Source organism: Pseudomonas sp. Z3-6, assembly GCF_051131985.1.
GTDB classification, from domain to species: domain Bacteria; phylum Pseudomonadota; class Gammaproteobacteria; order Pseudomonadales; family Pseudomonadaceae; genus Aquipseudomonas; species Aquipseudomonas zanjanensis.
Window position 1 is genome coordinate 2,123,449 of record NZ_CP071644.1, and the last position, 25,564, is coordinate 2,149,012.

Sequence of the window (25,564 nt, forward strand, 5' to 3'; positions counted from 1 at the left end):
ATGAATGCTGAAGACGCCTTGAAACTTGCTCGCCGGTTTATCGGGTTGCCCCTGGAAAAGCGCCGGATGTTCCTGGTCGCGTTGGCCAAGGAGGGCGTGGAGTTCAGCGGGTTTCCCATTCCCCAGGGCGTCGAGGCCGAGGACCGCCAGGCGTTGTCCTATGCCCAGCAGCGCATGTGGTTTCTCTGGCAACTGGAGCCGGACAGCGGCGCCTACAACCTGCCCGGGGCGGTGCGGCTCAAGGGCGCGTTGAGCCTGCCGGCGCTGGAGCAAGCCTTCGCCAGCCTGGTGGCCCGTCATGAAACCCTGCGCACGGTGTTCCAGCGCCAGGCCGACGACAGCCTCCTGCAAGTGCCCTCCAGCGCCGCACTGGTGATCGGGCACAAGGACTTCAGTGCCTTGCCGGTTGCCGAGCGCGAGCAGGCGGTGCGCCAGGCCGCCGAAGCCCAATCGCTGCAGCCCTTCGACCTGTCCAGCGGCCCGTTGCTGCGGATCGAACTGCTCAAGCTCGATGATCAAGAGCACGTGCTGCTGCTGACCTTGCATCACATCGTCTCAGACGGCTGGTCGATGAACGTGCTGATCGACGAATTCATTCGCTGTTATGACGCCCATGAGGCGGGGGTGGAACCACAGCTGGCCGACTTGCCGATCCAGTACAGCGACTATGCCTTGTGGCAGCGCCGCTGGCTGGAAGCCGGCGAGCTGCAACGTCAACTCGATTACTGGCAAGCACAACTGGGCGACGAACATCCGGTGCTGGAGCTTCCTATCGATTATCCACGCCCGGTGCTGCCGAGTTATCGCGGTCGTCGCCTGGAACAGGTGGTGGACGCCGCGCTGGTCGAGCAACTGCGCGGCGTTGCCCGCCAGCATGGGGTCACGTTATTCATGCTGCTGCTGGGGACGTTCAATGTCCTGCTGCACCGCTACACCGGGCAGGACGACTTGCGCGTCGGCGTCCCGATCGCCAACCGCAACCGCCGGGAAATCGAAGGGCTGATTGGTTTCTTCGTCAACACCCAGGTATTGCGAGTGCAACTGGATGGCCGGACGCGCCTCGGCGACCTGTTGCATGACATCAAGGAAACCGCCCTCGGCGCCCAGGCCCACCAGGATCTGCCCTTCGAACGGCTGGTCGAGGCGCTGAAACTTGAGCGCAGCCTCAGCTACAACCCGTTGTTCCAGGTGATGTACAACCACCAGCCGGAAGTGGCCGACGTCACCACGCTGAAAGTCGGCAGCGGTTTGGAGCTGGGGGTCATCGAATGGGAAAGCCGCAGCACCCAGTTCGACTTGAGCCTGGACACCTACGAAAAGGGCGGACAGTTGCATGCGGCGTTCACCTACGCCAGTGACTTGTTCAACCCCGACACCATCGAGCGTATGGCGCGGCATTGGACGCTGCTGTTGCGCAACATCGTCAACGACCCGCAGCAGCGCGTCGGCGAGCTGGCGTTGTTGGGACCGGCCGAATATCGGCAGGTGGTGACAGATTGGGGGCGTCACGACGCGACCTGGCCGAGTGATCGCCCGGTGCATGAACTGTTCGAGGTGCAAGCTGAACGCAGCCCGGATGCCGTCGCCTTGATCTGCGATGGACAACGATTGAGCTATGGCGAGCTCAACGCCCGCTCCAACTGCCTGGGGCGCACGTTGGTGGCGGCGGGCGTCGGTCCGGACGTGCTGGTGGGCATCGCCGTCGACCGGAGCCCGGACCTGGTGGTGGCCATTCTCGCCGTGCTCAAGGCCGGTGGTGCCTACGTGCCGCTGGACCCCCAATACCCGGTCGATCGCCTGCGCTTCATGATCGAAGACAGCGCCAGCCGTTTGCTCTTGAGCCAAAGCCATTTGCTTGAACGGCTGCCGGTGCCCGACGGCGTGCGTTGCCTGTGCCTGGATCAGGCCGAGTCCTGGGAAAGCGCCGAACCCGGCAATCTGCAACGCAAGGTGTGGGTCGATAGCCTGGCCTACGTCATGTTCACGTCCGGCTCGACGGGGCGCCCGAAAGGTGTCGGTATCAGCCACGGCGCGCTGAGCAAGCATGGGTTCGCCTCGCAGCACTATTACGGCTTGAGCAGCGCTGATTGTGTGCTGCAATTCGCGACCTTCAACTTTGATGCTTTTGGCGAGCAGCTGTTCGGTCCGCTGACCTGCGGCGCCTCGGTGGTGTTGCGCGGCAACGAGGTGTGGGACAGCGAAACCCTGTACCGCCAGATCGTCGAGCAGGGCATCACGGTCATGGACTTGACCACTGCCTACTGGAACATGATCGCCAAGGAATTTGCCGCTGTCGGTCCGCGTGACTATGCGGCGCTGCGCCAGGTCCACAGTGGCGGTGAAGCCATGCCGCCCGAAGGCGTACAGGCCTGGCGCCGGGCCGGGCTGGAGCAGGTCAAGTTGCTCAACACCTACGGTCCGACCGAGGCCACGGTCACGGCCACCACCCTGGATTGCAGCGATTACGTCTTCAATCGTCGGCCGCTGCCGCTGACCTTGCCCATTGGTCAACCGCTTCCTGGCCGGCATACCTATCTGCTGGATGCGCATCTGGCGCCCACGCCGGTTGGGGTAACCGGCGAGCTGCTGATTGGCGGCGAGTTGCTGGCGCGTGGTTACTTCCAGCGTCCGGCCTTGACCGCTGAACGTTTCATTCCCGATCCGTTTTCCACCACGGGTGCGCGCCTGTATCGCACCGGCGACTTGGCGCGCTTCAATGCCTTGGGCCAAATCGAATACGTGGGCCGCGTAGATCATCAAGTGAAGATCCGGGGCTTGCGCATCGAACTGGGCGAAATCGAAGCGCACCTGCTGGAACTGGAGGCGGTCAGCGACGCCGTCGTACTGGCGGTGCAAGGTGGCAGCAGCCTGCAACTGGTGGGTTACGTGGTGCCCAAGGATGCAACGCTGGTGTCGGCCTCGGCGGATGAACAGGGCGCTGCGCGGGAATCCCTCAAGGCGCAACTCAAGGACTGCGTGCCAGACTACATGGTCCCGACCCAATGGTTGTTCCTTGGGCGATTGCCGCTGAGTCCCAACGGGAAGCTCGACCGCAAGGCCCTGCCTTCAGCCGATGCCAGCCAACTGCAACAGGCCTTTATCGCCCCTCGCAGCGAACTGGAGCGAGGCATCGCGGCGATCTGGCAGGACGTGCTCAAGCTTGAACAGGTCGGCTTGACCGACAACTTCTTCGAGCTGGGCGGTGACTCGATCATCTCGATCCAGGTGGTCAGCCGCTCGCGGCAGGCCGGGATCCATTTCACCCCCCGTGACCTGTTCCAGCATCAAACCGTGCAAGGCCTGGCGAGCGTCGCGCAACAAGGCGGCAGCGAGCTGCAGATCGATCAGGGACCGGTCAGCGGCGAACAGCCGTTGCTGCCCATCCAGCAGATGTTTTTCGAGGAGGCGATTGCCCAGCGCCACCACTGGAACCAGGCCGTCTTGTTGCGCAGCCATCTACCCTTGCAGGCACCCGCGCTGCTGCAGGCGCTCAACGCCGTGTTGGCGCATCACGATGCCTTGCGTTCGCGCTTCGTCGAAACCCCGGCGGGCTGGCGGGCCGAGGTGGCGCCGATCGTGGTCGATCCTGAGGTGTTGTGGACGGCGGACAACCTGAGCGCCGCTGAGCTGCAAGACTTCTGTGCCAAGGCCCAGTGCAGCCTCGGCCTGCACAACGGCCCGTTGCTGCGTGCGGTGCTGGCGAGCATGGCCGATGGCAGCCAGCGTCTGTTATTGGCCGTGCACCACCTGGCCGTGGACGGTGTGTCGTGGCGCATCCTGTTGGAAGATCTGCAACGGGCTTATCAACAGGCCAGCGTCGGCGCCGCCGTCAAGCTGCCGGCCAAGACCAGCGCCTATAAAGCCTGGGGTGAGCATTTGCAGGCCTACGCCACGACCGAAAACGTTCAGTCCGAGCTGACGTTCTGGCAGCAACAACTGCAAGGCGCTGTCGTGGATCTGCCATGGGATAACCCCCAAGGCAGCCGACAAAGCCGTTACGCCAAAGTGCTGCACAGCCGTCTCGACAAAACCCTCACTCAGCAACTGCTGCAACAGGCGCCTGCGGCGTATCGCACCCAGGTCAACGATCTGTTGCTAACCGTCCTGGCGCGGGTGATCTGTCGCTGGACCGGCCACGTCGACACCTTGATCCAACTGGAAGGCCATGGCCGCGAAGAGTTGTTCAGTGGCGTCGACCTAACTCGTACGGTCGGCTGGTTTACCAGCCTGTTCCCTGTGCGCCTCACACCGGCGGATGGCGTGGCCGCCACGATCAAGCAGATCAAGGAGCAACTGCGGGCGATCCCGAACAAGGGCATCGGTTTCGGTGTGCTGCGCTACCTGGGCGACGAGGCGGCGCAAGCCTGTCTCAAGGCCTTGCCATTGCCGTGCATCACCTTCAATTACCTCGGCCAGTTCGACGGCAGTTTCGATGCCCGGGAGGGGGCGCTGTTCAGCCCGGCGGGGGAAAGCGCCGGGCGCGAGCAGAGCCTTGATGCGCCCCTGGACAACTGGTTGGGTGTCGAAGGCCAGGTCTATGACGGCGCGCTCGACTTGCGTTGGACGTTCAGCCATGAGCAATTCAACGAGGCGACCATCGCCCGCCTGGCCGATGACTATACCCGCGAGCTGGAAGCGCTGATTGGCCATTGCTGCCAGGCCGATGCCATGGGCACCACGCCGTCGGATTTCCCGCTGGCGCGCATCACCCAGGCGCAGTTGGACGCGATCCCAGTGCCGGCGACCGCTATCGAAGACATTTATCCACTGTCGCCAATGCAGCAAGGCATGCTGTTTCACACCCTGTACGAGCAGGGCACCGGGACCTACATCAACCAGTTGTGCGTGGATGTCGATGGCCTGGACCCCGAGCGTTTCCGCGCGGCGTGGCAGGCGACAATGGATGCCCACGAAATCCTGCGCAGCGGTTTCATCTGGCAGGGCGAGTTGCAGCAACAGTTGCAGATCATCCACCGCCGCCTGGCGCTGCCCTACACACTGCTCGATTGGCGCCAACGCCGTGACGTCGACCAGGCTCTCAAGGATTTCATTGCCGCTGATCTGGCCATGGGCTTCGACCTGACCCAGGCTGGGCTGCTGCGGGTCACGCTGATTCAACTGAGCGATGAGCGTCATCATCTGATCTTCACTAACCACCATATTTTGATGGATGGCTGGAGCAGCGCGCAGATGCTCGGTGAAGTGCTGCAACGCTATGCCGGTCAACAGCCGCCGCGGCCGGTCAGCCGCTATGCCGATTACATCCAGTGGTTGCAGCGCCAGGACGCCGCCCTCAGCGAAGCGTTCTGGCTGGCGCAACTGGCCGATCTCCAGGAGCCGACGGTATTGGCGAACGCTGCGGCGGCGGGTGGCGAGGTGCGCAGCGAAAGCGGTCACGCCCTCAGGCATTACCAACTGGATGCGTCGGGTACGGGCCGTCTCAACGCCTTCGCCCGTCAGCAGAAAGTCACCGTCAACACCCTGGTGCAAGCGGCGTGGCTGTTGCTGTTGCAGCGCTATACCGGCAGCGACTGCGTGGCGTTCGGCACCACCGTGGCCGGGCGGCCCGCAGAGCTGGTTGGCATCGAGCAACAGGTCGGCCTGTTCATCAACACCTTGCCGGTGATCGCCGGCTCGCGTCCGGACCAGACCGTCGCGGCCTGGCTGGCCGCCGTACAGGCCCGGAACCTGAGCCTGCGTGAGTTCGAGCACACGCCACTGGCGAGCGTCCAGCGCTGGGCCGGGCAGGGCGGGGGCGCGCTGTTCGACAGCCTGCTGGTGTTCGAAAACTTCCCGATTTCCGCGGCGTTGCAACACGGCACCGCCCAAGGCGTGGTGTTCGGCGAAGTCGCCAACCAGGATCAGACCCACTACCCGCTGACCCTGGGCGTGACCCTGGGTGAGACGCTGGCCCTGCACATGAGTTTCGACCAGGCGCATTTCAGCGTTGCAACCATTGAGCGCTTGAGTGCGCAGTTGCTGCTCCTGCTGGAGCGGTTTGCCGAATCCGCCGAGCGTCGCCTCGGCGAGATCGCCCTGGCCAATGACGAGGAGCACAGCGGGCAACAGGCCGCCAATCATCCGCAGCCGTACCCGACCGACATCCCCGTACATCAACGCATTGCCGATCTGGCGGCGCACAAGCCCCACGCCACGGCAGTGATCTTCGACGGCCAGCGTTTCAGCTATGGCGACATCGACCGTCGCGCCAACCGCCTGGCCCACCAGCTCATCGAACTGGGCGTGGGGCCGGAAACCCGCGTTGGCGTGGCCCTGCCGCGCAGCGAAGGGGTGATCGTCGCGCTGCTGGCGGTGCTTAAGGCCGGCGGCGCCTATGTGCCGCTGGACACCAGCTACCCACGGGAACGCCTGGCGTACCTGATCGAGGATTCCGGGCTGGCGCTGTTGCTCACCGACTCCCGGGTGTCGGCGCAATTACCGCTGGAGGGTGCCGACCAGGTGCTGGAGCTCGATCGCCTGGACCTGAGCCAGCAACCGAGCAACGCCCCAGCCGTGTGTATCGATCCGCAGAACCTGGCCTACGTCATCTACACCTCCGGCTCCACCGGCAACCCCAAAGGCGTGAGCGTGGCCCACGGTCCGCTGGCGATGCACTGCCAGGCCATCGGCGAGCGCTACGAGATGCGCGACAGTGATTGCGAATTCCATTTCATGTCCTTCGCCTTCGACGGTGCCCATGAGCGCTGGCTCACCAGCCTGACCCACGGCGCCTCGCTGCTGATTCGCGACGACAGCCTGTGGACCCCGGAACAGACCTACAACGCGATGGGCGAGCACGGCGTGACGGTAGTGGCGTTCCCGCCGGTGTACCTGCAACAACTGGCCGAGCACGCCGAGCGCGAGGGCAACCCGCCGAAGGTGCGCATCTACTGCTTCGGCGGCGATGCGGTGCCCAACGCCAGCTTCGAACGGGTCAAGCGTGCCCTCGACCCGGACTACATCATCAACGGCTACGGCCCGACCGAAACCGTGGTCACCCCGCTGATCTGGAAGGCCGGCCGCGATGTAGCGTGCGGCGCCGCCTATGCACCCATCGGCAGCCGCATCGGCGACCGCAGCGCCTACGTGCTCGACGCTGACTTGAACCTGCTGCCCCAAGGCATGGCCGGCGAGCTGTACCTGGGCGGCAGCGGCCTGGCGCGGGGTTACCTGAACCGTCCGGGCCTGACCGCCGAGCGATTTGTCGCCGACCCGTTCAGTCGCAGCGGAGGCTTGCTCTACCGCACCGGCGACCTGGTGCGCCAACGCGCCGATGGCACTTTTGATTACCTGGACCGTATCGACAATCAAGTGAAGATCCGTGGCTTCCGCATCGAGCTGGGAGAAGTCGAAGCCAGCCTGCAAGCCCTTGAAGGCGTGCGCGAAGCGGTTGTCGTGGCGCAGGAAGGTGCTGCTGGCAGCGGCAAGCGCCTGGTCGCCTATGTGGTGTCCAATGAAGCCGTGCAAAAGGATTTCGCCGAGCACCTGCGTGGACAACTCAAGGCGACGTTGCCGGCGCACATGGTACCGGCCTATCTGCTGCTGCTCGATCGCCTGCCGCTGACCCCCAACGGCAAGCTCGACCGCAAGAACCTGCCCAAGCCCGACGTCAGCCAATTGCAGCAATCCTATGTGGCCCCGCGCAGCGCGCTGGAGCAGCAACTGGTGTCGATCTGGCAGGACGTGCTCAAACTTGAACGCGTGGGCCTGCGGGACAACTTCTTCGAACTGGGCGGCGATTCCATCGTCTCGATCCAGGTGGTCAGCCGCGCGCGGCTGGTCGGTATTCACTTCACGCCGAAGGACCTGTTCCAGCACCAGACCATCGAGGCGCTGGCCGCAGTGGCACAGACTGGCGCGCCGCTGCAATTGATCGACCAGCAACCCGCGACCGGCGAAACCGCACTGCTGCCGATTCATCAATGGTTCTTCGCCCAGCCGATCCCCGACCGCCATCACTGGAACCAGTCGGTGATGCTCAAGCCGACCCAGGCCCTCGATCCCCAGGCATTGGAGCGGGCCTTGGGTGCGCTGGTCGTGCACCACGACAGCCTGCGCCTGGACTTCGTCGAGCAGGACGAACGCTGGACCGCGCGTTATCGCGATGTCGAGGCGCAGGCCGCCGACACGCTGCTCTGGCAAGCCGATGTCGCCGATCTCGCCGCACTCGAAGTGCTGGGCAACCAGGCCCAGCGCAGCCTGCGACTGGCGGGCGGGCCGCTGATCCGCGCACTGCTGGCGAACCTCGCCGATGGCACCCAGCGGCTGTTGCTGATCGTCCATCACCTGGTGGTGGACGGTGTGTCCTGGCGGATTCTGTTCGAAGACCTGCAAAGCGCTTATCGGCAGGTCCTCACCGACGCGACGGTGCAATTGCCGGCCAAGACCAGCGCGGTCAACGCCTGGACCGCTGCGTTGCAGGACTATGCCGCCGGTGCGCCCCTGCAGGCCGAACTGAGCTTTTGGCAGCAGCAGTTGCACGGCGCCCCGGTCGGTTTGCCGTGGGACAACCCCCAGGGCGGGCAGCAACAGGGCCAAGCCGTGACGATTCGCACGGCACTGGACAAAAAGCTCACCCGGCAATTGCTGCAGCAAGCCCCGGCGGCCTATCGCACCCAGGTCAACGACCTGCTGCTGACGGCGCTGGCGCGGGTGATGGTGCGCTGGACCGGCGATGACAGTGTGTGGGTGCAGCTCGAAGGCCACGGCCGTGAGGATCTGTTCACCGACATTGACCTGAGCCGTACCGTCGGCTGGTTCACCAGCCTGTTCCCGGCCCGATTGACGCCGGTAGCGGATGACATTGGCGCCTCGCTGAAGCAGATCAAGGAACAACTGCGGGCCATCCCCAACAAGGGCGTTGGCTTCGGGGCCTTGGCGCACCTGGGCGATGATGCCGCACGTCAAACCCTGCAAGCCTGGCCGAAACCGCAACTGACGTTCAACTACCTCGGCCAGTTCGACGGCAGTTTCGATGCGGCCGCCGATGCCTTGTTCGTCCCGACCACAGAGCGCGGCGGCGAGGAAGTGAACCTGCAAGGCCCGTTGGGCAGCCCGCTAGCCCTCGACGGCCAAGTGTTTGGCGGCGAGCTGGACTTGAGCTGGACCTTCAGCGGCGAGCTGTTCAATACCGCGACCATCCAGCGCCTGGCGGATGACTACCTGCAAGAGCTCACGGCGCTCATCGCCCATTGCTGCGACAGTCACCGCCGGGGCGTGACGCCGTCGGATTTCCCGTTGGCGCGGCTGACCCAGGCGCAACTGGATACGCTGGTCCCAGCCCCCCAGGCCATCGACGACCTCTACCCATTGTCGCCGATGCAGCAAGGCATGCTGTTTCATTCCTTGCTCGGGCAGGGCAGCGGCGACTACATCAACCAGATGCGCCTCGACGTCGACGGCCTCGATCCGCAGCGTTTTCGCGCCGCCTGGCAAGCGGTGGTCGATGCCCATGACATCCTGCGTACCGGGTTCTTCTGGCAGGGCGACCTGGAGCAGCCGGTGCAAATCGTCCAGCGTCAGGTCGAGGTGCCGTTCCGTGTGCTCGACTGGAACGGGCGGACGGAGATTGAGGGCGCCTTGCAAATGCTCGCCGATGAAGAGCGGGCCCAAGGCGTGGACCTGACCCAGGCGCCCCTGATGCGCCTGGTGCTGGTGCGCACGGCGACTGATCGGCATCACCTGATCTACACCAACCATCACATCCTGATGGATGGCTGGAGCAGCGCGCAGTTGTTCGGCGAAGTGTTGCAGCACTACCGCGGCGACAGCGTGGGCCGCCCGGCTGGTCGTTATCGCGACTACATCGCCTGGCTGCAACGCCAGGACGCGAGCCTCGGCGAAGGGTTCTGGATGCAACAATTGCGCACACTGGATGAACCGGTGCGCCTGGCCCAGGTGTTTGCGCGCCCGGCCCAGGACGTCTCGGCGAACCTGTACGGTCATCATCATGTGCAACTGGATGCGCAGCAGACCCAACGCCTGGCCGAATTCGCCCGCCAATCCAAAGTGACCGTCAATACCCTGGTGCAAGCGGCCTGGCTGTTGCTCTTGCAGCGCTACACCGGCAAAGCCAGCGTGGCGTTCGGCGCGACGGTGGCGGGGCGGCCGGCGGACCTGGCGGGTGTCGAGGGCCAGATCGGCCTGTTCATCAACACCTTGCCGGTCATCGCCAGCCCGCGTCCGGAACAGACGCTGGGCGACTGGCTGCACAGCGTCCAGGCGCAGAACCTGGCCTTGCGCGAGTTCGAGCACACGGCGTTGTTCGACATCCAGCGCTGGGCCGGGCTGGGCGGCGAAGCGTTGTTCGACAACATCCTGGTGTTCGAGAACTACCCGATTTCCGAAGCCCTGGAGCACGGTGCGCCTGACGGCTTGCGTTTCGGTGCCGTGGATAACCTGGAACAGACCAACTACCCGCTGACCCTGCTGGTCAGCCTCGGTGCCGAGCTGGCGGTGCAGTTCAGCTACCAGTGCGCCAGTTTCGCCCCGGCCTCGGTCGAGCAGATCGGCGTGCATCTGCAGCGCTTGCTGCTGCAAATGACCGCCGGCACGCAACGGCCCCTGGGGGAACTGAGCTTGCTCGACGACGGTGAAACCCGCCAGCAGGTGCAAGGCTGGAACGCCACCGCGGCCGCTTATCCGGATGAGCATTGCGTCCATCGCCTGTTCGAGGCCCAGGCCCGCCGAACGCCGGATGCCACCGCGCTGGTGTTCGCTGAACAGGCGCTGACCTACGCCGAACTCAACGTCCGGGCCAACCGCCTGGCCCATCGCTTGATCGAGCAAGGCGTCGGGCCCGATCAATTGGTCGGCGTCGCCCTGGAGCGTGGCGTGGAGATGATTGTCGCCTTGCTGGCCATCCTGAAGGCCGGTGGAGCCTACGTGCCGCTCGACCCGCAGTACCCGGCCGACCGGCTGGCGCACATGATCGAAGACAGCGGCATCGAACTGCTGCTGACCCAACGTTCGCAGCTCAACCCATTCGCGCCACCCTGTGGGAGCGAGCCTGCTCGCGATGGCGGTGTTTCAGTCAATGGTGATGGTGGGTGTGCCGACGCTATCGCGAGCAGGCTCGCTCCCACAGGAGTTTGCGTTAACACGCTGGTGTTGGATCAGGGGGATGACTGGCTCGACGGTTATGCCGACGAGGCGCCGGCGACGCGCCTGGATGCGGAGCACTTGGCCTACGCCATCTACACCTCGGGCTCCACCGGCAAACCCAAGGGCGTGATGGTACGGCATGGGGCGCTGGTGAATTTCGTCGCGAGTATGGTCCGCGAACCGGGTATCGCCGCCAGTGATCGGGTGCTGTCACTGACCACGTTCTCGTTCGACATCTTCGGCCTGGAACTCTATGGCGCGCTGCTGAGCGGTGCCTGCGTGGTGTTGGTGGACAAGCAGAGTGCCCACGACCCCGAGGCGCTGCTCAAGACCATCGACCAGCAACAGGTCAGCGTGGTCCAGGCCACGCCATCGACCTGGCGCATGCTGCTCGACCACCCGGCGTCCGCCTTGCTGGCCGGGCGCAAATGCCTGTGCGGTGGCGAGGCGTTGGCCGAGGATCTGGCGGAGCGGTTGCTGGATGTCGCCGGCGAAGTCTGGAACCTGTACGGCCCGACCGAAACCACCATCTGGTCGGCGGCCTACCGCTTGACCGCCGAGCAGCGCCTGCCGTACCTCGGCCGGCCGATTGCCAACACGTCGCTGCATATCGTCGGCGATCACTTCGCGCCGAACCCGGTCGGGCTCATCGGCGAACTGTTGATTGGCGGCGACGGCCTGGCCCGGGGTTACCACGACCGTGCGGCGCTCACCGCCGAGCGCTTCCTGCCGGACCCGTTCGGCAACGGCGCACGGGTGTACCGCACCGGTGACCTGGCGCGCCAGCGGGGCGACGGCGTGATCGAGTACATCGGCCGGGTCGATCATCAGGTGAAGATCCGCGGTTTCCGCATCGAACTGGGGGAAATCGAAGCCTGCCTGCTGGCCCAGGCGTCGATCCGCGAAGCGGTGGTGGTGCCGCAACAAGGGCCAGGCGGCCTGCAGTTGGTGGCATACCTGATCGCCGCGCATCCAGAAACGGCGGAACCGGCGGCCCTGCGCGACGCCCTCAAGGCCCAGCTCGCGCCTTTACTGCCCGACTACATGATGCCGGCGCACTGGCTGTTGCTCGAACGCTTCCCGCTGACCCCCAACGGCAAGCTCGACCGCAAGGCTTTGCCGCTGCCGGACGCCCAGCAACTACTGCGTGCCTACGTGGCGCCCGAGGGCGCGCTCGAGCAGGGCATCGCCGCCATCTGGCAAGACGTGCTCAAGCTCGAGCGAGTAGGGCGCGACGACAACTTCTTTGAACTGGGTGGGCATTCCCTGCTGGCGACGCAAGCGACGGCGCGCCTGCAAATGCAGCAAGGCGCCGCGGTGCCCCTGGACTTGCTGTTCAGCACCCCATCCCTGGCCGACTACGCCGCGCAACTGGCGGCCCACCTGAGCCCTCACTCCAGCGACGACCTGAGTGAGATGCATGATTTCCTGGCAGACCTGGAGACCCTTTGAATGACTCAGCTCGATAACCTGTCTCTGGTTCAGCGATTCATCCGTTTACCGCTCGCCCAACGGCAAGCGTTCCTGCACAAGCTGCACAGCAAGAACATGAGCCTGGCGACGTTGCCGATCCCGGCGATGCGCGACGAGTTCGCGACGCTCGACCTGTCCTATGCCCAGGAACGCCAGTGGTTCCTCTGGCAACTGGACCGCCACAGCGCGGCCTACCACGTGCCCACGGCGCTGCGCCTGCGCGGCGCCCTCGACCTGTCGGCGCTGCAATGCAGTTTCGACGCCTTGCTGGCCCGTCACGACGTGCTGCGCACTGTCTTCATCGACAGCACGGAGGGCCCCCAACAAGTGGTGCAGGCCCACTTGAGCCTGGCGATCGAGCCCCAGGTGGTGTCGGGGCCAGCGGATGAGGCTGCGCTCAAGGCCCTGGTCGATGATGAAATCGCTGGATTGTTCGACCTGCAACAGGGGCCGCTGCTGCGGATCAAGCTGCTGCAACTCGCCGCGGACGATCATGTGCTGGTGCTGACCCAGCACCACATCATTTGCGATGGCGCGTCCGCACAGATCATGGTCAACGACCTGGTCCAGCTCTACGCCGCCCACCGCAGCGGCCAGGCGCCGAGCCTGGCGCCTTTGCCGATCCAATACGCCGACTATGCGATCTGGCAGCGCAAATGGATGGAGGCCGGCGAGCTGGAGCGGCAACTGGCCTATTGGACCGAACGACTGGGGGACGGCGGCGAAGTCCTGCCGTTGCCAACGGACCGCCCGCGCCCGGCGGTGCAGAGCCATCGCGGCGCACGCCTGGACCTGACCGTTGACGCCGGGCTGACCCAGGGCCTGAAGCAATTGGCCCAGCGCGAAGCCTCGACGCTGTTCATGGTCTTGCTGGCGTCGTTCCAGGCCTTGTTGCACCGCTATAGCGGCCAATCGGACATCCGTGTCGGCGTACCGGTGGCCAACCGTAATCGCCCGGAAACCGAAGGCCTGATCGGATTTTTCGTCAACACCCAAGTGCTTAATGCCCAGGTGCGCGGCGACCTGCCTTTCGACCAATTGCTGGCGCAGGTCAAACAGGCTTCGCTGGGCGCGCAGGCCCATCAAGACCTGCCGTTCGAGCAGTTGGTGCAGGCACTGGCACCCCAGCGGCAGGCGAGCCACAGCCCGCTGTTCCAGGTGATGTTCAACCACCAGAGCGGCGGCGCGGCCCAGGCCCTGCAACTGCCGGGGCTGCAGGTCGAGAGCCTCGACTGGAGTTCCCACACCGCCCAGTTCGACTTGACCCTCGACACTCACGAAACCCACGGTGAACTGGGCGCATCCCTGAGCTACGCCACTGACCTGTTCGACGCCAGCACCGTGCAGCGCCTGGCCGAACACTGGCTGAACTTGCTGCACGGCATCGTCGCCAATCCCGGCCAACGTATCGGTGAATTGCCGTTGCTGACGGCCACCGAGCAACAGCAACACATCGCCCAATGGAACCCGGCGCCACGCAGCTTCCCGGGCGAGGCCTGCCTGCATCAGCGCATCGCCGAACAGGCGCGCTTGCGTCCCGACGCCATCGCGTTGCGTTGCAACGCCCAAACCCTGACCTACGGCGAACTCAACACCCAGGCCAACCGCCGCGCCCATCAGTTGATCGCCCACGGCGTCGGCCCGGATGTACGGGTGGGATTGGCCGCCGAGCGGGGCTTCGACATGCTGGTGGGCCTGCTGGCGATCCTCAAGGCCGGCGGCGCCTACGTGCCGCTGGACCCGACGTATCCCCAGGATCGTCTGGCCTACATGATGCAGGACAGCGGCATTCGCTTGCTGCTGACTCAAGCGGCCCTGGTCGGTCAGTTGCCAGTGCCGGAAGGCGTGCAGACGCTGCTGCTGGACGCCGATGTCAGCACGTTTGCCGACAGCGATCCGCACATAGCGATGGACGCTGCGAACCTCGCCTACGTGATCTACACCTCCGGTTCCACCGGTAATCCAAAAGGCACCTTGCTGCCGCACCACAACGTGCTGCGCCTGTTCGAGGCCACCGAACCCTGGTTCAACTTCGGCGCGGAGGATGTCTGGAGCCTGTTCCATTCCTACGCGTTCGACTTCTCGGTCTGGGAAATCTTTGGCGCACTGCTCCACGGTGGCGAGTTGTTGATCGTGCCGTATGACATCAGCCGTTCACCGCAGCAGTTCCACGGATTGCTCTGCGACGCCGGGGTGACGGTGCTCAACCAGACACCGTCGGCGTTCAAGCAGTTGATGCACGAAGCCTGCGCCGATGACCGGGCCAACGCCTTGCGCTACGTGGTGTTCGGCGGCGAGGCGCTGGACGTCAAGTCCTTGCGCCCGTGGTTCGAGCGCTTCGGCGATGCCGCGCCGCAACTGATCAACATGTACGGCATCACCGAAACCACCGTGCACGTGACCTACCGTCCGCTGTCGATAGCGGACCTGGAACAGGACGCCAGCAGCCCGATTGGCGAGCCGATTGCCGACCTGTCCTGGTATCTATTGGACGGCGATTTGAACCCGGTGCCGAAAGGTTGCATCGGTGAGTTGTACGTGGGTCGCGCCGGCCTGGCCCGGGGTTACTTGAATCGTGGTGACCTCACCGCATTGCGGTTCATCCCCGACCCGTTCGGCGAAAGCGGCGCACGGCTGTACCGCACCGGCGACCTGGCGCAGTACCGCAGCGACGGCGTGATCGAGTACGTCGGTCGCATCGACCACCAAGTGAAAATTCGCGGTTTCCGCATCGAACTGGGCGAGATCGAAGCGCGCCTGAACGCCTTGGATTCCGTGCGCGAAGCGCTGGTGTTGGCCCAGGAAGGGCCGAGCGGCCAGCAACTGGTGGCTTACGTGATCCCGGCCCACACCAGCGAAGCCCCAGCCGACCTGCGCGAGCAGATCAAGACCCAGCTCAAGGCCGATCTGCCGGACTACATGGTGCCGACGCACCTGTTGTTCCTCGAACAATGGCCGTTGACCGCCAACGGCAAGCTCGACCGCAAGGCCTTGCCCACCGCCGACGCTAGCCAGGTCCAGCAGGCCTACGTGGCGCCACGAAGCGAGCTGGAACAACAGATCGCCGCGATCTGGCAAGACGTGCTCAAGGTCGAGCGGGTCGGCTTGAGCGATAACTTCTTCGAGTTGGGCGGCCACTCGCTGCTGGCGACGCAGATGGTGTCGCGCATTCGCCAGGCCCTCGGCCTGAACCTGCAACTGCGCCAGTTGTTCGAGAACGCCAGCCTTGAGGCTTGTGTGGCGGCGCTGATGGACGGCGACGTGGCACGGCCGGCGAGCATCCCGCGTCTTTCCCGGGACCAGGCGCCGCTGCCGCTGTCCTACGCCCAGCAACGCCAGTGGTTCCTCTGGCAGATGGAGCCCGACAGCGCGGCGTACCACATTCCGGCGGCGCTGCGGATTCAGGGCGACCTGGACCTGGAGGCTTTGCAACAGAGTTTCGCCGCCTTGGTGCGGCGCCACGAAAGCCTGCGTACCACCTTCGTCCAAGTCGACGAGCAAGCGTTCCAGGTCATTCACCCACAGATGAACCCGGTGGTCATCCCGCAGATGCTCGACGGCGGCAATGAACAGATCCAGGCCTTCGTCCGCCAGCAGATCGCCCAGCCCTTCGACCTGCAAAACGGCCCGCTGCTGCGGGTCGGCCTGCTGCGGGTGGCGGCCGACGAGCACGTGCTGGTGCTGACCCAGCACCACATCGTCTCCGATGGCTGGTCGATGCAATTGCTGGTGCAGGAACTGATGCAGGGGTATGCCGCGTGCCGCCAGGGTGAGTCCCTGGCATTGGCCGAGCTGCCGATCCAGTACGCCGATTACGCAGTATGGCAACGTCAATGGATGGACGCCGGCGAGCGGGAACGGCAACTGGCCTACTGGACCGATGTGCTGGGAGGCGAGCAGCCGTTGCTGGCGCTGCCCACCGACCGGCCGCGCCCGACCCGGCAGAGTTTTGCCGGCGCCCGCCTGGCGATCGACTTGCCGCAGGCCTTGGGCCAACAACTGCGACAGCTGGCCCAGCGCGAAGGCAGCACGCTGTTCATGGTCTTGCTGGCCTCGTTCCAAGCCTTGCTGCACCGCTACAGCGGCCAGTCGGACATTCGTGTCGGCGTGCCCATCGCCAACCGCAACCGGGTGGAAACCGAAGGCCTGATCGGCTTCTTCGTCAACACCCAGGTGCTCAAGGCCGAGGTCGATCCGCAGCAGCGTTTCAGTCAATTGCTGGCGCAGGTCAAACAGGCGGCCATCGGCGCCGAAGCCCATCAGGACCTGCCGTTCGAACAACTGGTCGAAGCCCTGCGGCCTGAACGCAACCTGAGCCACAGCCCGTTGTTCCAGGTGTTGTACAACCACCAGAGCGTGGCTCGCCAGGCACTGCCGGCGCTGCCCGGTCTGGTGATCAAGGCCCAGGAATGGGAAAGCCAGACTGCCCAGTTCGACCTGACCCTCGACACCCTGGAAGCCGAGGGTGAAATCGGTGCGGCACTGACCTATGCCACTGACTTGTTCGACGCCAGCACCGTGCAGCGCCTCGCGGAACACTGGCTGAACCTGCTGCACGGCATCGTCGCCGATGCCCACCAACGCATCGGTGAATTGCCGTTGCTGACGGCCACCGAGCACCAGCAACACATCACCCAATGGAACCCGGCGCCACGCAGTTTCCCGGGCGAGGCCTGCCTGCATCAGCGCATCGCCGAACAGGCGCGCTTGCGTCCCGACGCCATCGCTTTGCGTTTCAACACCCAAACCCTGACCTACGGCGAACTCAACGCCCAGGCCAACCGCCGCGCCCATCAGTTGATCGCCCACGGCGTCGGCCCGGATGTACGGGTGGGATTGGCCGCCGAGCGGGGCTTCGACATGCTGGTGGGCCTGCTGGCGATCCTCAAGGCCGGCGGCGCCTACGTGCCGCTGGACCCGACGTATCCCCAGGATCGTCTGGCCTACATGATGCAGGACAGCGGCATTCGCTTGCTGCTGACTCAAGCGGCTCTAGTCGATCAATTACCGGTGCCGGATGGCGTGCAGACGCTGCTGTTGGACGCCGACGTCAGTGCTTTCACCAACAACGATCCGCACGTAGCAATGGACGCTGCGAACCTCGCCTACGTGATCTACACCTCCGGTTCCACCGGTAATCCGAAAGGCACCTTGCTGCCGCACCACAACGTGCTGCGCCTGTTCGAGGCCACCGAATCCTGGTTCAATTTTGGCGCGGAGGATGTCTGGAGCCTGTTCCATTCCTACGCGTTCGACTTCTCGGTCTGGGAAATCTTTGGCGCGTTGCTGCATGGCGGTGAGTTACTGATCGTGCCGTACGACATCAGCCGTTCACCGCAGCAGTTCCATGAATTGCTCTGCGACGCCGGGGTGACGGTGCTCAACCAGACGCCATCGGCGTTCAAGCAATTGATGCATGAAGCCTGCACTGACTCGCGAAGCAATGCCTTGCGCTACGTGGTGTTCGGCGGCGAGGCGCTGGACGTCAAGTCCTTGCGCCCGTGGTTCGAGCGCTTTGGCGACGCGGCGCCGCAACTGATCAACATGTACGGCATCACCGAAACCACCGTGCACGTGACCTACCGTCCGCTGTCAGTGGCGGACCTGGAACAGGACGCCAGCAGCCCGATTGGCGAACCGATTGCCGACCTGTCCTGGTACTTGCTGGACGGCGATTTGAACCCGGTACCAAAAGGCTGCATCGGTGAGTTGTACGTCGGTCGCGCCGGCCTGGCCCGGGGCTACTTGAATCGTGGCGACCTCACCGCATTGCGGTTCATCCCCGACCCGTTCGGCGAAAGCGGCGCACGGCTGTACCGCACCGGCGACCTGGCGCAGTACCGCAGCGACGGTGTGATCGAGTACATCGGTCGCATCGACCATCAAGTGAAGATTCGCGGTTTCCGCATCGAACTGGGGGAGATCGAAGCGCGCCTGAATGCCTTGGATTCCGTGCGCGAAGCGTTGGTGCTGGCCCAGGAAGGGCCGAGCGGCCAGCAACTGGTGGCTTACGTGATCCCAGCGCACATCGGCGAAGACGAAGCGGGCCTGCGCGAGCAGATCAAGACCCAGCTCAAGGCCGATCTGCCGGACTACATGGTGCCGACGCACCTGTTGTTCCTCGAACAATGGCCGTTGACCGCCAACGGCAAGCTCGACCGCAAGGCCTTGCCCACCGCCGACGCTAGCCAGGTCCAGCAGCCCTACGTGGCGCCGCGAAGTGAACTGGAACAACAGATCGCCGCGATCTGGCAAGACGTGCTCAAGGTCGCGCGGGTCGGCTTGAGCGATAACTTCTTCGAGTTGGGCGGCGACTCGATTGTCTCCATCCAAGTGGTCAGTCGCGCCCGCCAGGCGGGCATTCGCTTTACTCCCAAAGATTTGTTCCAGCACCAGACCGTGCAGGCGCTGGCAGGTGTCGCCCAGACCGGTGGGGAAGCGTCAGCAATCGATCAGGCGCCGGCCGAAGGGTCGACGCCGCTGCTGCCGATTCAACAGGCGTTTTTCGCCGAGGCGATTCACCAGCGTCACCATTACAACCAGTCGGTGCTGCTGCAACCGGCCAGTCCGTTGCAAGCATCGGTGGTGGAGCAGGCTTTGCAGGCGTTGGTGCTGCACCACGACGCCTTGCGTTTGTCCTTCAATGAAACCGCCGAAGGTTGGCGCGCCGAGCACCGTGAGGTGGCGGCGCAACAGCAAGCTTGGGGGAACGACGGTTTGCTGTGGCAGCGTGACGTGGCCGATGCCAGCGCGCTGGAAACCCTCGCCAATCAGGCCCAGCGCAGCCTCGACCTGCACGCCGGGCCGCTGCTGCGCGGCGTCCTGGCGACCTTGGCCGACGGCAGCCAGCGCCTGTTGCTGGTGGTCCATCACCTGGCGGTGGACGGTGTGTCGTGGCGGATCCTGTTCGACGACCTGCAAACCACCTACCAGCAGTTGCTCGCCGGCCAAAGGCTGCAACTGCCGGCCAAGACCAGCTCGGTCAAGGTGTTTGCCGAGCAGTTGCAGGCCCACGCCCGCAGCGCGGAACTGCAACAGCAATTGGCCTACTGGCAAGGGCAACTGCACGACGCCCCGACCGACCTGCCGTGCCTCGACCCCGAGGCGATCGGGCAAAACCACGAGGCCGTCACCGTTCATACACGGCTCGACGCGCACTTGACCCGGCAGCTGCTGCAAGAGGCGCCGGCGGCCTATCGCACCCAGGTCAACGACCTGTTGCTCACGGCCCTGGCCCGGGTGATCTGCCGCTGGACCGGTTACGACAGTCTGTTGCTGCAGCTCGAAGGCCATGGTCGCGAAGAGCTGTTCGCCAATGTCGACCTGACCCGCACGGTGGGGTGGTTCACCAGCCTGTTCCCGGTGCGGTTGTCGCCGGCCGTCGAACTGGCGGACTCGATCAAGTCGATCAAGCAGGGGCTGCGGACGATTCCCGACAAAGGCGTGGGGTTCGGTGCGCTGCGTTACCTGGGCGACGACGCCAGCCGGGCGGCCCTGGAAGCACTGCCGGTGCCGCGCATCACGTTCAACTACCTCGGTCAGTTCGACGGCAGTTTCGATCAGGACCAAGGCGCGCTGTTCAGCCCGGCCAGCGAAAGCGCCGGTGACGAGCAAAGCCCGCTGACCACCTTGGGCAACTGGCTGACGCTCAACGGCCAGGTGTTCGATGGCGCGCTGCGGTTGGGCTGGACGTTCAGCCCGCAACAGTTCGAGCCGGCGACCATCCAGCAATTGGCCGATGACTACGCCAGCGAGCTGGCGCTGTTGATCGCCCATTGCTGCGACCCGACGAACCAGGGCATGACGCCGACGGATTTCCCCCTGGCCGGCCTGACCCAGGCGCAGCTCGATGGCCTGGCGCTGTCGGCGCGCGGCGTGGAAGACCTTTACCCGCTGGCACCGATGCAGCAGGGCATGTTGTTCCACAGCCTCTACGAGGCGGGCAGCGGCCAGTACATCAACCAGATGCGCCTGGACATCGAAGGCCTCGACCCCCGGCGTTTCGAGGCCGCCTGGCAAGCGGCGGTCGATGCCCATGACATTCTGCGCAGCAGTTTTATCTGGCAGGGCAGCGAGCGCCCGGTGCAGGTGGTGCACAAGCAGGTGCGCGTGCCGTTCGCTTCGCTGGACTGGAGCGCCCGCACCGATGCCAGCCAGGCCCTGGACGCGCTGGCGGATGCCGAACGCGAGCGGGGCTTCGACCTGGCCTGCGCGCCGTTGCTGCGCCTGGTGCTGGTGCACACGGGTGAGCTGCGTTATCACCTGATCTACACCCATCACCACATCCTGATGGATGGCTGGAGCAACTCGCAGTTGCTCGGCGAGGTGCTGCAACGCTATGACGGCCAGGCCCTGCCGCGCCCGGCCGGGCGCTATCGGGACTACATCGCCTGGCTGCAAGGCCGCGACGCCCAGGCCAGCGAAACCTTCTGGCTGGCGCAACTGCAACCCCTGGAGGCGCCGACGCGTCTGGCCGAGACCCGTTTCGCGCCGCTGCAATCGGCGCTGGAAAGCAGCCACGCCAGTCACTATCACCACCTGACGCCCGAGCAGACCCAGCGCCTGGGCGAGTTCGCCCGCCAGCATAAAGTCACCCTCAACACCGTCGTCCAGGCGACCTGGCTGTTGCTGCTGCAACACTACACCGGACTCGCCACCGTGGCCTTCGGCGCCACCGTGTCGGGGCGTCCGAGCGAGCTCAAGGGCGTCGAACAGCAGATCGGCCTGTTCATCAACACCTTGCCGGTCATCGCCAGCCCGCGTCCGGAGCAAGCGCTGAGCGAGCTGCTGCTACAGGTCCAAGGCCAGAACGTGGCCTTGCGCGAGCACGAACATACGCCGCTGTTCGAGATCCAGCGCTGGGCCGGGCAGGGCGGCGACGGTTTGTTCGACACCTTGCTGGTGTTCGAAAACTACCCCGTGTCCCAGGCCCTGCAAGAGCAGGCGCCCTCGGGCTTGAGCTTCGGCAGCGTGGCCAGCCAGGAACAGACTAATTTCCCGTTGACCCTGGCCGTCAATCTAACTGACATCCTGAGCCTGCACTTCACCTATGCCCATGCTGCTTTCCCTACACACACCGTCGAGCGCCTGGCTGAGCAGGTGGCACACATGCTCGCGCAGATGGTGAGCCTGCCGGCTGGCGGTTGCGTGGGCGACATCCAACTGCTGGATGCGACGACCCGCGACAGGCTGCTGGGCGACTGGAACGCCACGTCGGTGGTGGAACCGCCTCGGCGCCTGGTTCATCAATGGATCGAGGCCCAGGCCCAAAACAGCCCCGACGCGGTCGCCCTGGTCAGCGAGCAGGAAACGCTCACTTACGCCGAGCTCAATGCCCGGGCCAATCGCCTGGCCCATGGCTTGATCGAACGCGGCATTGGCCCCGATGTCTTGGTGGGCCTGGCGTTGTCGCGCAGCGTGCAGATGGTGGTCGGCTTGCTGGCGGTACTCAAGGCCGGTGGCGCCTATGTGCCGCTGGACCCGGCCTATCCCCGGGATCGACTGGCGTACATGGTCGAGGACAGCGGTATCGCCTTGCTGCTCACTGAAACCGAGGTGCTGCCGCTGTTCGGCGACGCTGCCGTGGCCGCGCTGCTGTTGGATCAACCCGGGCAATGGCTGGCCGGCTACAGCGAGCGCGACCCTGGCGTGGTCATCGACGGCGAGAACCTCGCTTATGTGATCTACACCTCCGGCTCTACCGGCAAGCCCAAGGGCGTGACCTTGCGCCATGCCGCCCTGAGCAACCACATGGTGTGGATGCAAGGTTGCTTGAAACTGACGGCCGCCGACCGCGTCCTGCAAAAAACCGCGATCAGTTTCGATGCCTCGGTCTGGGAGTTCTGGCTGCCGTTGATGAGCGGCGCGCAGCTGGTGCTCGCCAACCCGCACCTGAACCTCGACCTGACCACCCTCTGGGCCGACGTGGCGCGGTGGCGCATCAGCGTGCTGCAAATGGCGCCGTCGCTGTTGCAGGCCTTGCTGCCAGTGGCGACCCGCGAACAGCTGGCCTCCCTGCGCCTGCTGCTGTGCGGTGGCGAAGCCCTCAGCGCGCACCTGTCGCGCCAGGTCATGGCGCTGTTCGAGGGTGAACTGCGCAACCTGTATGGCCCGACCGAAGCGACCATCGACACCAGCAGCCATGCCGTGGTGCGCGACAGCGAGGACGACGCCGAGCGAATCATCGCCATTGGTCGTCCCATCGATAACGTGCGCACCTACGTGCTGGATGCGGCATTGCAGCCTTGCGCCGTGGGCGCCGTCGGCGAGTTGCACATCGCCGGTGATTCCCTGGCCCGTGGTTACCACCAGCGACCGGCCCTGAGCGCCGAGCGCTTCATTCCCGATCCGTTCGCCCCCGTTGCGGGCGGTCGCCTGTATCGCACCGGTGACCTGGCGCGTTATGGCGCGGACGGGGTGATCGAGTACCTCGGCCGGATCGACCATCAAGTGAAGATCCGTGGCCTGCGCATCGAACTGGGGGAAATCGAAGCGCGCCTGCAGGCCGATGCCGAGGTGCGCGATGCGGTGGTGCTGGCGCGGGACGATGTGAGCGGACCGAACCTGGTGGCCTATCTGGTCGGCCAGGACGGCTCCCTGGATTCGGCCAGCCTGGGCGACCGACTCAAGGCGCGACTGGCGGCCCAGGTGCCGGACTTCATGGTGCCGACCCATTGGGTCTTCCTCGACCGCTTGCCGCTGACCCCCAACGGCAAGCTCGATCGCAAGGCCTTGCCGGCACCGGACACCCGTGCCCTGCAACCGGCTTACCTGGCGCCCCGGAGCGACCTGGAATGCCGGGTCGCGGCGATCTGGCAAGACGTGCTCAAGGTCGAGCAGGTCGGGCTGGGCGACGACTTCTTCGAGCTGGGCGGGCATTCGCTGCTGGTGGTGAGCGTGGTCTCGCGCCTGCAACTGGAACTGGGCTTGACCTTGACCCCGCAATTGATTTTCCAATTCCCGGTACTCGGCGCGTTCGTGGCGCAACTCGAGCCTGCCGGCGAACCCATGAGTACGTCGAAATTGAGCAAGCTTGAAGCGCTGCTCGATGAATTTGAGGAGGTTTGATGGACACCGCTGTCGCACAACGTATTGCCAGGCGCTTCATAACGCTGCCGCTGGAAAAACGTCGCTTGTACTTGCAGAAAATGCTCGAAGAGAACGTTTCCCCGGCGAACCTGCCCATTGCGCCTGTCAGTGCCGAGTTCGACACGTTGTCGCTGTCGTTTGCCCAGGAACGCCAATGGTTCCTCTGGCAGTTGGACCCCGAGAGCGCGGCTTATCACATGCCCACGGCCCTGCGCTTGCGCGGGCCGCTGGACATCGCTGCGCTGGAGCAAAGTTTCACGGCGTTGGTGGCGCGTCACGAGAGCCTGCGCACCACCTTCCAGATCCATGGCGAGCAGGTCGTGCAGCAAGTGCACGCGGCGGCGCCGGTGCGTTTGCAGGCCGACGCCCTGGAACCATTGCCGGACGAGACGCAGCTGCGCCGGTTGATCGAAGCAGAAACTCGCCAGCTCTTCGACCTACAACAGGGGCCACTGCTGCGTACGCGCCTGCTGCGGTTGGCTGCGGATGATCACGTGTTGATCGTGACCTTGCACCACATCGTTGCCGATGGCTGGTCGATGCAGGTGATGGTCGAGGAATTGGTCAACGGCTACGCCGCCTTCAGCCAGGGCCGCGCGCTGGAACTGCCGGCGCTGCCGATCCAGTACACTGACTACGCCATCTGGCAGCGGCACTGGATGGAAGCGGGCGAGCGCGAGCGCCAGTTGGAATACTGGACCGCACGCTTGGGGGGCCAGCAACCGGTGCTGGAACTGCCGACCGATTTCCCGCGTCCGGCGGTGATGAGCTATCGCGGCGCGCGGCTGGAGCTCGCCATCGACGGGGTACTGGCCGGCGACCTCAAACACATGGCCCAGCGTGAGGGCGTCAGCCTGTTCATGATTTTGCTGGCCTCGTTCCAGGCGCTGCTGCATCGTTACAGCGGCCAGAACGACATCCGCGTCGGCGTGCCGACGGCCAACCGCAACCGGGTCGAGACCGAGCGCCTGATCGGCTTTTTCGTCAATACCCAGGTGCTCGACAGCGATGTGCAGAGCGAGGATGCGTTTGGCGCCTTGCTGCAACAAGTGAAACAGACAGCCCTGGGCGCCCAGGCTCACCAGGAGCTGCCGTTCGAACAATTGGTCGAAGCGTTGCAGCCTGAGCGCAACCTGAGCCACAGCCCGCTGTTCCAAGTGATGTTCAACCACCGGACCCAAGGCCCGGCGGGTGAGGGGCCGGTCGGTGCGTTGAAAGTCGAGGGGCTGAGCTGGGATTCGCACACGGCACAATTCGACCTGACCCTGGAAACCGTCGAGCATGGCGAAGGCCTTTCGGCTGCACTGATCTATGCCACCGACCTGTTTGGCGCCGAGACGATTGCGCGCATGGCCGGGCATTGGCAGAACCTGTTGCGGGCCATCGTGGCTGACCCGGCACAGCGCATCGGTGAATTGCCGTTGCTCGACGCGGCCGAGCGCCGGGCCTTGCTCGACGACGGCCAGCGCACCGCGGTGCCGGCGCCCGAGGCGGGTTTTGTCCACCAACTATTCGAGCGACAAGCGGCGCGCACCCCGGACGCCCCGGCGCTGGTGATCGACGGCGAGCGCTGGAGCTACGGCCAACTCAATGCCCGGGCCAATCAACTGGCGGGGAAACTGCAAAGCCTCGGCGTGACTTCCGATGTCCTGGTGGGCATTGCCGTGGAGCGCAGTGCGCACATGTTGGTGGGCCTGCTGGCGATCCTCAAGGCCGGCGGCGCCTACTTGCCGCTGGACCCGGCGTTCCCCCAGGACCGCCTGGCATACATGATCGAAGACAGCGGCATCGAGCTGCTGCTGACCCAGAGTTCACTGCTCAACCAGCTACCACTGTCCTGTGGGAGCGAGCCTGTGGGAGCACAGCTTGCTCGCGATGGCGGTAGTTCAGTCAATGGTGA

Annotated in this window: 3 protein-coding genes (1 of these 3 cut by a window edge); all 3 read left to right on the forward strand. The window is 64.9% G+C overall.

The window, feature by feature from the left end:
- Tightly spaced (each overlapping or abutting the next), the 3 genes in view from J3P88_RS09760 to J3P88_RS09770 form a layout consistent with a single transcriptional unit that may run on beyond the window.
- Positions 1-12,555 carry a non-ribosomal peptide synthase/polyketide synthase gene (locus tag J3P88_RS09760; protein WP_434574913.1) on the forward strand — a complete coding sequence of 4,185 codons (12,555 nt, stop codon included), beginning with the start codon at positions 1-3 and terminating at the stop codon, positions 12,553-12,555.
- A complete protein-coding gene (locus tag J3P88_RS09765) occupies positions 12,556-23,643 on the forward strand; it encodes a non-ribosomal peptide synthase/polyketide synthase (protein ID WP_434574915.1) in 11,088 nt (3,695 codons plus the stop codon). It abuts the gene before it with no gap.
- Positions 23,643-25,564: the beginning of a non-ribosomal peptide synthase/polyketide synthase gene (locus J3P88_RS09770; RefSeq protein ID WP_434574917.1), read on the forward strand. The gene runs 10,618 nt beyond the window's last position; only the first 1,922 of its 12,540 coding nucleotides appear in the window; it begins with the start codon at positions 23,643-23,645; its stop codon lies beyond the right edge, outside the window. Before J3P88_RS09765 ends, J3P88_RS09770 begins: the two co-directional genes overlap by 1 nt.

What these genes read in the sequence shown, in the direction of transcription:
- J3P88_RS09760 (WP_434574913.1), top strand. Translation starts at nt 1, where the DNA reads ATGAATGCTGAAGACGCCTTGAAACTTGCTCGCCGGTTTATCGGGTTG.
- J3P88_RS09765 (WP_434574915.1), top strand. Translation starts at nt 12,556, where the DNA reads ATGACTCAGCTCGATAACCTGTCTCTGGTTCAGCGATTCATCCGTTTA.